We start from the raw sequence: 12,673 nt of genomic DNA, 5'->3' as shown, positions 1-12,673 counted from the left end.
GATTGAAATTACTGGATAGTGAACAAGGCGGAAAAATTGGCGATCCTCAGGATATCCTGGATCGCTTCATTACCATTTACCAGCACCACACTGCCCGGTTTTTTGCTGCTATGCTCCCGCAACTGCAGCAACATTCCCATCGCGGAGCTATCCATATATTCTGCGTGGGAGAGATCCACGACATATTCCTTCTCACCTTTTGGCTGTTCCTTGTAGGCCTTGATGAAATCCTGGTGAGTTGAAAAATCAAACCTTCCAGCAACGGTAATCGTCACCTTTGCACCGTCAGTTGAAAGAGATTTGCTAATCGACATATGTCCTCCTGTAACCCGGCCTAAGCTGCCTGGGGTCTTTCGAGTTTAAAAAGATTATCAAAACGCGAGATGTTCAGAATCTGTCCGACCTCATCATTGAAGCCTATGAGCGTAATATCCGCTTTATCTCCACCTGCACGCTCGCGTAGCACCAGCAACATACCCAAGGCGGAACTATCCATGTAGGAGGTATTCGACAGATCGATCTCATAACGACGGTAAGAGGCATCCTCTATCGTATAGGCATTGCGAAAATTCGCATGCTGCGAAAAATCAAAGCGCCCATTGATCAATATCCGGACAAGCCGTCCATCACCTGAAGTTTTTGCAATAATCGCCATGACTTTCCAATAAATACATCTGTGAGCAGACGGCCCCACTACCCGGCCCCGTCAACACTAAAATAACTCCACATCACCCTCGTCCATGGATGCCTGATCCACCGGCTTGTGCGCCTGTTCCTGCGAGAATTCTTCATGGATCATGACCCGCAACTGCCCCATTTTCACTGCAAAAGTCCCGACACTGCCAGCCGGATCCTGCATCATGCCATCAATGTCTGACTGTACACGCCTGAAAATCTCATTCAGGCGTCCAATATGGTGTTCACTATAACCCGCTAATTGCCGAACAATGTCTTCAAACTGCAACGAGCGTACCGCGTCGCCCACCAAGTAGTTGATCCGGCCGGACATCTCGGAGACTTGAGAGAGATGCAAAGCAGTGCTTTCATTCATCTGACCGATCTGCTCCATCATCTCATCAACCTTGGATTTGGACTGAATCGCAAAAGTCATATCCTTGGTGGCAAGCTTTGCCACCGAATTCTTGGCTTCGGAAATACTATCGCGGGAACCGACAATGACTCCACGTATCTCGTCGTTGAAACGGTTCGAACGCTGCGAGAGCTTGCGCACCTCGTCAGCCACCACCGCAAACCCCCGTCCAGCCTCTCCGGCGCGAGCTGCTTCTATGGCCGCATTCAGCGCCAGCAGGTTGGTCTGATCGGCAATCATTTTGACATCGTTCAGCAGCGCATCGGCCTTATCCATCTGGGATGCCATATCCTCGATGGTTTCCACCATATACATGGTGTTTTGGCTGATCTCGACAACATGATTGACAAAAAACCGCAAAACCTTGTCCGTCTCATGGGCAAATTCCGCAAACGACACCCGCCCGTTCTCATTTTCGATATTGTCCGCAACATTGGCCAACATCGCGTGAACCATGTCCAACTGGGCCTGGGATTGATCATTTATGCCATTGAAACTGCCTTGCAGGGTACCGACGGCATCGCCAACCAGCGATCGAATCTGACTCAACTCATGCTCCAGTGACCCCGTCAGACCACTGACACCGGTTTGCAGATCATCTGCCAATCCCTGCATTTCGGAAGCAAGTGCTGATCCACCTTCGGTTGCACTCAGGGTTCGCGCCTTGTCCCGATCCGCTTGATAGAGTCGGCGATGCTGTACTCCCCATAAGGCCGTCAGCGTCACAAAAGCACCCGCTTCAAACCAACCTGAACCCAGCGCCAGCACAGCGACAAACAGCACCACGCTTGCCAGATAGGGTATCCAATGGGTTTTCAGATATTCGGCTTTCACTCTACAGCGTCCAGTTTCGAAAAATGCAACCCGTTACAGCTGGTTTGACTTGCCGGGCTCTTTACTGCTTATCGGCGAGACCGGAAAAAACCTTAGCCTCTTTTTGGAATTGGGCAGCAAACATCATCCCGGATACTATTCGGAACTCAACTCCTGCAAGCGTTTGCCGATCTTGTTTAACGAAAGGACTTCCTCCACAAAACCCCGTTTCACCGCCTCTCCAGGCATGCCCCAAACAACGCTCGTCCTCTCATCCTGTGCAATGGTTGGAGAACCTGCTTGCCTCATCTATCCCATCCCTGCAGCCCCGTCATCCCCCATACCGGTCAACATAACGGCAATGGCATTAGCCCCCGCATTCTGGGAAAGAGAGCGAAACATGACATCCACCGATGGCTTGTGGCGATTAACCGGAGGACCATCGTTCAGCTTGCAGATATATCGCGCACCATCCCGCTTTATGATGAGATGACGGTTACCCGGAGCGATATAGACATGTCCCGGCAGAACCTGTTGACCATCAGTGGCTTCGAGCACGGTCAGGGCTGTAATGCTGTTGACCCGCTGGGCAAACGGACCACTGAAGGCTTCGGGAATATGCTGTGATATCACGATACCAGGCATATTAGGCGGCAGATCACGCAGCACGTCCTTGATCGCCTCCGTACCGCCAGTGGATGAACCGATGCCGATGATTCTGTCCGTGGTGCGGAAATGTTTTTTCATCACAGGCTTGGAAAGCACTGCATCGGCACTCAATTTTTTGGTGACCTTGGTTTTATTGGCCGGTCGCCGTTCCAGTGCCCGCACCCTGGCATTGGCCGCCGCCTTGACCTTGCCAATGATCTCTTCCGAATATTCGGGCAACTCGTGGGCCACATCCAGTTTCGGCTTGGAAACAAAGTCCACCGCACCAGCCTCGAGTGCACGCAGCGTGACGTCGGCACCCTGTTCCGTCAGGGTGGATACCATCACCACCGGCATCGGGCGCAGACGCATCAGATTGCCGAGAAATGTAACACCGTCCATGCGCGGCATCTCAACATCAAGCGTCAAAACGTCAGGGTTCAGCTTCTTTATCTTGTCACGCGCCACAAAAGGATCGGCGGCACTTCCTACCACTTCGATCCCGGGATCGTCACTCAGGATTGATGTCAACAACTGGCGCACCAGCGCTGAATCATCCACCACCAGAACCTTGATCATGATTTTTCTTCCATCGCTACAACTAAACCTTCTCGTTTGTTATTAATCAGAAAAGCTCCACCTCACCCACCACTGGCGCTTCTTCAATATCGTGCTGATAGGCAACCTCGCGCTTGACTACTGTATCGTTGTGCATATGTTTGAGTTTCTTTATTCTCACCCTGCCACTGGCGGGATAGAAAACAACCTTTCTGGGGTAGATATCACCGACATCCTCACCTAAAAGCCTTAACTGTTCCTGCTCAATATATTCGCGGATGAACTGAATGTTTTTTTCTCCAACATCCGACATTCCACTGATAATCTTGCCATCCCCAAAGATCTTCACAGACAGATTGGGACGATGCCCACCGTGACGCAAAATATCGTTGATCATATGCTCCATGGCGTAGTTCCCGTACCGGGTGGAGGTGCTCACAAGATCACTCCCCCCCCAGGAACCGCTGTCACTCAGAGGCAGCATGAAATGGTTCATACCACCGATACCGAAAACAGTGTCCCAAATACACGCCGACACACAGGAACCCAGTACTGTGGTTATGATCTCGTCATTGGTCGTCACATAATATTCTCCCGGCAGAATCTTGGCCGCCGGCATCTTATGATTTCGATCCCAATACCGGTTGATCGTCTCAAACCCCGGTAGAGAACTGGTCAGTTCCTTATGCATCATGTCACTGCTATTTCACCTTTCGATAGATTGTCTGGCCTATCAATTCAAAACGATCTGTGAGTTTGAACAGTGATTCGGAGTGCCCAATAAAAAGATAGCCACCCACTTTCAGGTTATCGGCATAACGATCAATCAGCTTAATCTTTGACTCCTTATCGAAATAGATAATTACGTTGCGACAGAAGATCACATCCTTGGGTGAATCAACCGACCATTTCTGCATCAGGTTCAGTTGGCCAAACTCGATCAGTCTGCAAACCTCAGGCTTCAATCTCGCCTTGCCGCCAAGCTCCCCTTTACCCTTCTGAAACCAACGTCTCAGACGCGCTTTGTCCAATCCATTTACTCTTTCCATCGGATAGACACCACTTGCAGCACGGGCAAGTACATTGGAGTCAATATCTGTAGCAAGAACCTTCACGTCCCATCCAGCAACTTGTGCCAGGACTTCATTCAAAGTAATGGAGAGTGAATAGGGTTCTTCGCCGGTAGAACAACCGGCAGACCAGATGCGGATATTCCGTTCAGCGGAATTTTTCGCCAGCAATTCCGGAATCACTGTATTGGCAAGATACTCGAAGTGGTGGTTTTCGCGAAAAAAAGCTGTGAGATTGGTCGTGATGGAGTTGACCAACTCCACCATTTCATCTCCATCCTGGTTAGCGCGTATCAGGTCGCAATATTCACTGAAGGTTGCCATCCCAAGTTTGCGTACCCGGCGCGATAGTCGGGAATAGAACATATCGAATTTATCATCGGAGACGACTATACCGGTACGCTGGTTCGCAATGCCGCGTAAAAACTCAAAGTCCGCACGGGTAAACTCAAACTCTCTGTCGCGCATTGCTGTTTGGTCCTTCAATCTGTTTTTCTGTAGGTCGGGTTATGTCGCACACAGAATACAGCAAAGAAATCCCATGCTGTGCCCCTGCGTGCCTACTCCGAACTGCTTCGTGATTTGTTTAATTCAAGTTTTGAGTTCATGTCGTTCTGAATAGATCAAGAACGGCGTTTTAAAACAGTTCGATATCATCGTCTTCTGCCTCATGCATCGCTTCAATCCCCATCTGCAGCGCTTGTTCTATGGTGGCGCCGGACAGCAAGGCGTCAAACATCTCCTGCTCTTCTCGCATGCTGTAGCGCGCCCTGATTTTACCTTGCAGATCGGTCCACTCATGTGGGTTATAGAGTCTACCCTGATCACCCACCAGTTCCCCCAACGCCTCAAGTGCATGGTTCACATGAGAGAGCCGCTGCGAAAGCTTATCGTAAAACTGGAATGCCATGATGCTTGCCTGCATCTTGGCTGATACATCTGCCCCTTCCTGCTCGATTATGGTTATCACCCCGGCATTTTCATCCCGGCACTGTAACTGACCGGCGGTCTGCGCAATGGCGCCCACACTGGCGATCATTGAGGTAAAAGATTCACTGAGTGTTTGAATCGACTCCTCGCCTTCCCGCATTGCCATATCGATCTGTGCAACTGCGAGATTGAGCATTCGCATTGTTTCCCGCACCTGACTCCAATCAAGATCAGGTTGCTTCGCCGTCGATGGCGCTATTGATGCTTTATTCATCAGGTTTCTCCGATCCCCATCGATTCATGCCGCTTCTTTTATTGACAGCTTCAAGACTTCAGCCAATCCCAACAGTTCAGCTGCAGATTGCAGCTTCTCCGTTGTTGCGCCCCATTTTATTTCGATATGTTGATTCACAGCCTCTTTTGCAAAGGTGCATAAAAGTTGAATGCCTGCGCCATCCACCTGATCGACTTCCCCGGCATTCAAGGTCACGGTACCACCCAGTTCGAGCGATTGCCTCAATGTTTCCCGCATCCCGGCCACTTCCTGAATGGTCAGGCTTTCGCCCAATGACACAACATTCTCTTTTGCAGCTGGTACTGTTGCTTCAACACCAGGGGAAGTAGCATTCAATCCCTCCCCGTCATCCGCCGGTTCCGCTGACGACTCCATTTCCTGAAGTGGGTCATGATTCATTACCGGGTCACTACTTTTATTCCGTGTCGTCATTGCATGGTTCTCCTCTCAACTACATCCTGTGCGAGTAAGTTGAATTCTTTTGCCGAGCGACTTGAACCTCTGTATTCGAAGATCGTCCGCCCCGCGCCCGGGCACTCCGCCATCACCGCCGCCTCACGAATCGGCGTCGCCAACACACGTCCCGGAAAATGCTCAAGCACTTTGGCCTGTACCTCTTTGGCAAGCCGCCGACGCGGAATCAAACGACTTAGCTCAATCCACTGTTGTAGGGGTTTTTCCAAAAAAGGCTCAAATTTTTTCAGTGTTGCCATCATTTTTGCCAGCCCATTGAGAGAGAGATAGTCTCCAGTGACCGGTATCAACACCTCATCTGCCGCAAATACTGCATTCGCCACCAACATTCCGGAGGAGGGCGGGCAGTCATATAACACGAACGCCTGATCCTGCAGCTTTTCCTGCAGCGCGGCCTGTAACAAGCGCGCACGCGTTGCGCCGCCTTCGTGCAACTCCTCCACTTTATGCAACCTGTTTCCAGCAGGTATCAAAGTCACCAGATCCCTGGCACTGACTCGTACGGATTCGATATCCAGCCCTTCCAGAAGCACTTGGCCGATACCTTTCGATGGTGGCCGGAAGATACCGAAACTCGCCGCCAGCTGACCCTGAGGATCCAGATCGATCACAGTGACACGATGCCCGAGCAGGGCCAGTGCATGCCCCAGATTGGTGGTAATCGTGGTCTTTCCCACCCCACCCTTCTGGTTGATGACTGCAATCCTGCGCATGAATCAAATCACTCCTATTCCGTCTCTTCGCTTTCACGGCACAATACTTAACCAATACTCGCCGGCAATCCTAACTCGTCAGGATTAAAGAGCTTGTCGACATTCAGCAGCACAACCATGCGCTCACCTTGGGTAACCATGCCTATGATGTATTTTGTATTGATGTGAGTACCCAGATCAGGCGCAGCTCGTACATCGTCTCCTGGCACATCAAGCACATCTGAAACCCCGTCAACAACAATGCCGACGAAGTTCTGCCCGCGTTTACTCTCCACAGTCAACACAATGGTTACCGTAGTCGGTGTATATTCGGCATGATCAAGCCTGAGACGGGTTCGCAGATCGATAATCGGCACAATCTCTCCGCGCAGATCCAGCACGCCTTTTACATAGTCCGGCGTATCAGGAAGCGGACGCACGGCCTCCCAACCCTTGATCTCCTGCACCCGCAGAATGTCCACACCATAATCCTCTCCGCCAAGCGTAAAGCTGAGATACTGACCACCCACTCCGACAGATGTTTCTGCTTCACTCACTGTTGTTTCAGCCGGGGTCATTTCGCTCTCCTGATAACCTGTTGTATCGATCGGTCAAACATCCACCTGATCCTCTACCTGTTTAAGTAGACCCACGATCTGTTCGGATAGCGGCCCGATGCCGCTATAGGCTTCTTCCGCCTCCACTATGGATCCGGCATTCTTCAGCGATACCACACCCTTGATGATGCCATGCATCTCTTCATGCAACCGCTCCATCTCCTGCATCTGCTGAATATGGCCATACTCTGCCATGGCAAAACCGTAGAGCCATTTTCCCAGCGCACAATCACGATGGGATACTGCCTCATCATTGCTCATGCTTTCATTGCCATCGAGAAATTCCCGTAACCGCATTTTCCATGAGAGATGAGCCGCTCTGGCTGCATGAAAATCAAAGTCGGCATGATTTACGCTGTGAGTCACCTCTGCCTGTACTTTAATATCGAGATTGAAGAAATTCATCAGACCATCCATCTCCTGGGCTTTATCCCTCATGGATGAGGCTGCCGCAGAGGTCTGTTCCGCCAGCGCGGCATTCTGCTGAGTCATCTCATCCATGCTGGTCACCGTTTGGTTGACCTGATCGATACCCGTCGCCTGCTCCTGACTCGATGCGGCAATCTCCGAAACGATGTCTCCCACCTTCTTGACGCCGACGACGATCTCACCAAGTGTCTCACCGGATTCATTGACCAACGCAGAACCGATTTGTACTTTGTGCGCACTGTCCTGAATCAACTCCTTGATCTCTTTAGCAGCAGTCGCACTGCGGCCGGCAAGGTTACGTACCTCGGTGGCGACCACGGCAAAACCCCGTCCCTGTTCACCGGCGCGTGCCGCTTCGACCGAGGCATTCAGCGCCAGCAGATTGGTCTGAAAAGCGATCTCGTCGATCACACCGATGATCTCGGCAATCCTGTTGCTGGCCTCATTGATTTCATCCATTGCCGACACTGCCCGCTGTACCACCTCACCACCTTTCTCTGCGGTTTTTCTGGCACTTCCTGCAAGCTGGTTTGCCTGCTGGGCGTTGCCGGCATTGTTGCGCACCGTGCTGGTCAACTCTTCCATGCTGGAGGCAGTCTCTTCAAGACTGCTGGCCTGTTGCTCGGTACGGCTGGAGAGGCTGTTATTACCTGATGAAATTTCACCTGAAGCCGTTCGCACCACATCCATCGAATCCCGCAGATCAGTAATTATGCTGCGCAGATTGTCCATGGTCTCATTGACGTTATCTTTCACCTCACCGAAAGTGCCGCTGTATTGGCTATTGATCCGCTCACTTAGATCTCCATTGGAGACCCGCTGCAGCGTGACGGCAACATCATTGAAAACACTGTTTATCTGTTCGATCAAAGCATTGATGCCCTGTCCCAGATGCTTGAAAAAACCCGTCTTGTTTTCCAGTTCGACCCGTTGCGACAAGTCACCATGCAGGGTGGCTGCCACGATATTCTCCAGCTCATTCTCGACTGCCACCTCTTCGGTACGGTCACTCCACTCCACCGCTGTACCCAGACGTTTACCATCTTCCGCAATAACCGGATTGGCGACGATACGCATGGTGCGGCCACCCACCATCAACTCTGACTTATGTGTCTGGGAAAGGGTTGCAAGCATCTTCGCCTGGTGCCCGGGGTGTTTGTGGAAAGCATCGATACTGGCGCCCATCAAATGATCGGCATCGAATTCCGTGAGATCTTTGCGGATATCCTCTTCCGCCTCTTTAAACAGCTTCTTGACCCGCTTGTTCATATAGAAGATATTGCGGTCATTATCGGCCATCATCACGCAACTGGAGACATTATCCAGCGCAGTTTTGATACGGGCGGAGCTGTCGGCCCGTTCACGTGCCTCATTCACGTCATAGCCCAGTTTCGTCTGCATCGACTTGATGCCGCGATAGAGATCTCCAATCTCATCCCCGCGGCGCAGTTCGATATCATCGGCATAGTGTCCCTCAGCGATGCGTCGAAAAAAGCCCTGTGAGGCCTGCAAAGGTTTCAGCACACCACGCTGTAGGGCCAGGTAGAAAAACAGCGCCAGGATTACGAAGCCAACCGGCGGCATGGCTGATGAAATGAACTTGCCAAAACCAATGGTCTCTCCCAACGTCCGGGTGCGGGCAGTCGTCATCTTTTCATATGCGGCATTGAGTGCACCGAAACCCTCAAGCGCAGGTTTATCGCTGACCTTTACCACCTTGTCGATGGCACCAGCAGACGCCTGCCCCATCACCATCGGTTGAATCTTGTCGAGCATAACCCGATAGTTATCCGCAACACTGCGAATACCTGCCAATGCCGTTCGCTCATCCTCCGTCAGCCCGCTCAAGCGACCATACTGATCCAGCGCGACGAGCAGAGACTGGTGGTTCGTTTTGAAGCGATCCGCATACTTCTGCGCGCCCCGAAGCACATAGTTCTTGAAGTTGTGGATCGCTCCACCATAACCGAACTGAGACTTCATCTCTGACAACAGTGACTGCCTTTCGGCAACCTCAGTCTGATATCCGTGCCACTGCGCTTCAGCCTCATGCATCGGTAACCAGGCAACCAGACCGGATAGCAGAAAGCTGACCGCCATAAATGCCATCACCAGATAAAACTTCTTCAGCAGGGGCAGATTAAACAGGGACTTGAACATGCGGGTCAAAAGTCCGTCACCCTTGAAGGAGCCACCATTGATCGCTGCATAGAGTGACTCGGCACCCCGAACCTCCTCCTGTGTAGGTTTGGTGCGCACCGACATATACTCTTTGACTTGCCCATGCTCAAAGATTGGAATCACATTGGCTTTTACCCAATAGTGATCACCATTCTTGGCACGGTTTTTTACGATACCGGTCCAGGGATTGCCTGCCTGTATGGTTACCCATAGATCCTGGAACGCTGCGGCAGGCACATCGGGATGCCGGATGATATTGTGGTTCTTGCCGACCAATTCAGCTTCACTGAAGCCCGCCATCTCCACAAATGCACTGTCAGCATAGGTGATTATGCCCTTGAGATCGGTCCTGGAGACGATAATCATATCGTCTGGCATGGGGATCTCTTTTCCGGTATTCGGTTCGTTAATCTTCATTCAGCTGATTCTCTCAACAGGTAATTTCCATACCCACACAATCAAAACTCTTCCCACTCATCACCTTCACCCTCCGCTACCGGAGTAATTTGGGTAACGCTGCTGGCCGCTGCCTGCACTGCGGGTTTATCACTTGGCACAGGCTTGGGCGCAGGCGTAGCACTCCTAACCAAAACCACAGGTTTCGTGTGCGCTGTCGGCTGTCTTGCGGCGGCCATTCGGCTGCCGCCGCTCACCTTGAAGAAGTTCATCATGCCATCCATATCCTGAGCCTTTTCGCTCATGGAGGCGGCTGCCGCCGAAGTCTGTTCTGCCAGGGCAGCGTTTTGCTGGGTCACTTCATCCATACTGGTGACCGCTTGATTGACCTGATCGATACCCGCAGACTGTTCCTGGCTGGCAGCGGCGATCTCGGAGATGATGTCGCCCACTTTCTTCACGCTGTTGACGATCTCTTCCAGGGTTTCGCCCGACTCATTGACCAGTTCCGCACCGTTTTTCACTTTGCCCGCACTGTCCTGAATCAACTCTTTGATCTCTTTTGCCGCCGTGGCACTGCGGCCTGCAAGATTACGCACTTCGGTGGCGACCACGGCAAACCCCCTGCCCTGCTCACCGGCACGGGCCGCCTCGACTGAGGCGTTGAGTGCCAGCAGATTGGTCTGGAAGGCGATTTCGTCGATGACACCGATGATCTCGGCAATCTTGTTGCTTGAGGTGTTGATGGCATCCATTGCCTGCACTGCGCGACTTACCACATCGCCGCCATGCTCGGCAGTCTGCCTGGCACTGCTTGCCAACTGGTTTGCCTGCTGGGCGTTGTCTGCATTGTTACGCACGGTGCTGGTCAGCTCTTCCATGCTGGAGGCCGTCTCTTCCAGACTGCTCGCCTGCTGTTCAGTACGTGCAGACAGGTTGTTGTTGCCGGACGATATCTCACCCGCAGCCGTGGTGATGACATCGGCGGACTCCCGCAGTTTGACAACAGTTTTCTCCAGATTGGAGATGGTCTCATTGACGTTGTTTTTTACCGCGCCATAAGTCCCGGCGTAATCACGGTGGATGGGGTTGGTCAGGTCACCCGCAGCCATGCTCTGCATGGCGCTGGCAATATCACCAAACACATCACTGGTAGCTTCGATCAGTTCATTGATACCCCGTCCCAGATCCTCAAAGAAGCCGCTCTTGCCCTCCATGGAGATACGCTGCGTAAGATCACCACCTTTGGCGGCCATCACGATACCGTCGATCTCTTTTTCAACCTTCAGCTCATCGGTAATCTCGATCCACTGGGTCACACTACCCTGATAGTCGCCATCGTTATCGTAGACTGGACTGGTAATCAGTTTGAAGTTGTGGCCCCAGGCATCGAAGCGACTGGTGCGGGTATCGGTAAGCTGGATCCGGTACATCTCCGCCAGGGTCTCATCGGGAAAAAAATCAGAGAGGCTGGTACCAATCAACTCATCGGTATCAAATGGTTTGCCCTGGCTGTGAATATTTTCTCCCAGTTCATCAAACTGCCGATGGGCCGACTTGTTCAGGAAGATCAGGATGTTGTCTTTGTCAGAAACCGTGATACTGGTCGAGCTGTTATTGAGCGCCTCCTGCAGACGGATCGCATCATTCGCCGTTTCGCGGGCATCCATGACATCGAACCCAAGTTTGATCTGGGTCGATTTGATTGTCTGAATCATCCTGCCGATCTCATCGTTGCGATCGGTCTCGACCCAGTCGAAATAGTTGCCCTCGCTGATCTGGTTCAGCTTATCCTGGACATAGGCCATGGGCTTGGTGATATATGAAGTCAGTGCCAGACCGAAAACAAGGGTGGCAGCCGCCATGCTCCCGAGCAGTCCGTAGATCAGCACTTGGGAAACACCCATAAAAATCATGCCTGCCAGCAAACCGAACATAAGCACGGTAAGTAAAACAGTGCTGGTGAGCAGGAACCTGATGCTCAGCCGCTTGAAACCTGCACTCAGCTTCGCCAGCCCTTTGGGTGCCAGGTCTTTTTTACTGTCTGCCAGCAGGTCACGGTAGAGCGGCTCAACTGCCGCGATCTCCTCACGAGTCGGCGGGGTACGCACCGACATGTATTCGGTGACCCGGCCATTGGTGCGTAACGGCGTTACATTTGCCTTAACCCAGTAGTAGTCGCCATTCTTGCAACGATTCTTTACGATGCCGGTCCAGGGCTTGCCGGCTTTACTTGTGTCCCAGAGATCCTGAAAGGCTTGGGGCGGCATATCGGGATGCCGCACAATATTATGGCTTTTGCCATACAACTCTTTCCGGCTGAATCCACTGATTTCAACAAAATCCTTGTTGCAGTAGGTAATGACGCCTTTGAGATCAGTCTTGGAGACCAGGATGCTGCCCGGTTTCATCTGATGTTCATTGTTGGTAACAGGCTGGTTAATCTTCACTGTCTATCTCCCGCGATTTCCGTGACCCGC

At 52.0% G+C, this 12,673-nt stretch carries 11 protein-coding genes and 1 pseudogene; all 12 read right to left on the bottom strand.

Translation table 11 applies throughout. From position 1 onward, the window contains the following. Positions 1–8 precede the first annotated feature (8 nt). The 12 genes and pseudogenes from HPY30_11450 to HPY30_11395 all read right to left on the bottom strand — a co-directional run bounded on the left by HPY30_11450 (position 9) and on the right by HPY30_11395 (position 12,643). Entirely contained in the window at positions 9–314 is a 306-nt protein-coding gene (locus HPY30_11450; protein QYZ66546.1) for an STAS domain-containing protein, read from the bottom strand. 20 nt (positions 315–334) lie between these two features. Then, positions 335–655, bottom strand: coding sequence for an STAS domain-containing protein (locus HPY30_11445; protein ID QYZ66545.1), 321 nt, complete (start codon positions 653–655; stop codon positions 335–337). Between the two features lie 57 nt (positions 656–712). Continuing rightward, positions 713–1,924 (bottom strand): chemotaxis protein, encoded by a 1,212-nt coding sequence (locus HPY30_11440; protein QYZ66544.1) that lies wholly within the window; start codon positions 1,922–1,924, stop codon positions 713–715. Positions 1,925–2,059: 135 nt separating this feature from the next. Further along, positions 2,060–3,130: pseudogene (locus HPY30_11435) on the bottom strand (chemotaxis response regulator protein-glutamate methylesterase). Between the two features lie 46 nt (positions 3,131–3,176). Next, positions 3,177–3,803 (bottom strand): chemoreceptor glutamine deamidase CheD, encoded by a 627-nt coding sequence (gene cheD, locus HPY30_11430; protein QYZ66543.1) that lies wholly within the window; start codon positions 3,801–3,803, stop codon positions 3,177–3,179. A gap of 7 nt (positions 3,804–3,810) precedes the next feature. Further along, entirely contained in the window at positions 3,811–4,647 is an 837-nt protein-coding gene (locus HPY30_11425; GenBank protein QYZ68017.1) for a protein-glutamate O-methyltransferase, read from the bottom strand. 169 nt (positions 4,648–4,816) lie between these two features. Continuing rightward, on the bottom strand, positions 4,817–5,383 hold the full coding sequence (locus HPY30_11420) for a hypothetical protein (protein QYZ66542.1): 567 nt from the start codon (positions 5,381–5,383) through the stop codon (positions 4,817–4,819). A 24-nt stretch (positions 5,384–5,407) separates the two neighbouring features. Further along, positions 5,408–5,836, bottom strand: a complete 429-nt coding sequence (locus tag HPY30_11415; GenBank protein ID QYZ66541.1) for an STAS domain-containing protein — start codon at positions 5,834–5,836, stop codon at positions 5,408–5,410. After that, a complete protein-coding gene (locus HPY30_11410) occupies positions 5,833–6,591 on the bottom strand; it encodes a ParA family protein (GenBank protein QYZ66540.1) in 759 nt (252 codons plus the stop codon). The genes HPY30_11415 and HPY30_11410 overlap by 4 nt, the downstream gene beginning before the upstream one ends. A 47-nt stretch (positions 6,592–6,638) precedes the next feature. Then, on the bottom strand, positions 6,639–7,127 hold the full coding sequence (locus HPY30_11405; GenBank protein QYZ68016.1) for a chemotaxis protein CheW: 489 nt from the start codon (positions 7,125–7,127) through the stop codon (positions 6,639–6,641). Between the two features lie 54 nt (positions 7,128–7,181). Continuing rightward, on the bottom strand, positions 7,182–10,214 hold the full coding sequence (locus tag HPY30_11400; protein ID QYZ66539.1) for a PAS domain-containing protein: 3,033 nt from the start codon (positions 10,212–10,214) through the stop codon (positions 7,182–7,184). A 41-nt stretch (positions 10,215–10,255) separates the two neighbouring features. Then, positions 10,256–12,643: a PAS domain-containing protein gene (locus HPY30_11395; protein QYZ66538.1), complete on the bottom strand. Its 2,388-nt coding sequence runs from the start codon at positions 12,641–12,643 to the stop codon at positions 10,256–10,258. Positions 12,644–12,673: the final 30 nt, after the last annotated feature.

The organism is Gammaproteobacteria bacterium (ex Lamellibrachia satsuma), from assembly GCA_019623805.1.
Classification (GTDB): Bacteria; Pseudomonadota; Gammaproteobacteria; order Chromatiales; family Chromatiaceae; genus QGON01.
This window is presented reverse-complemented; position numbering and strand designations above follow the sequence as displayed.

Coding starts and splice junctions, on each gene's coding strand:
- HPY30_11450 (QYZ66546.1), bottom strand. CDS start 314: ATGTCGATTAGCAAATCTCTTTCAACTGACGGTGCAAAGGTGACGATT.
- HPY30_11445 (QYZ66545.1), bottom strand. CDS start 655: ATGGCGATTATTGCAAAAACTTCAGGTGATGGACGGCTTGTCCGGATA.
- cheD (QYZ66543.1), bottom strand. CDS start 3,803: ATGATGCATAAGGAACTGACCAGTTCTCTACCGGGGTTTGAGACGATC.
- HPY30_11425 (QYZ68017.1), bottom strand. CDS start 4,647: ATGCGCGACAGAGAGTTTGAGTTTACCCGTGCGGACTTTGAGTTTTTA.
- HPY30_11420 (QYZ66542.1), bottom strand. CDS start 5,383: ATGAATAAAGCATCAATAGCGCCATCGACGGCGAAGCAACCTGATCTT.
- HPY30_11415 (QYZ66541.1), bottom strand. CDS start 5,836: ATGACGACACGGAATAAAAGTAGTGACCCGGTAATGAATCATGACCCA.
- HPY30_11410 (QYZ66540.1), bottom strand. CDS start 6,591: ATGCGCAGGATTGCAGTCATCAACCAGAAGGGTGGGGTGGGAAAGACC.
- HPY30_11400 (QYZ66539.1), bottom strand. CDS start 10,214: ATGAAGATTAACGAACCGAATACCGGAAAAGAGATCCCCATGCCAGAC.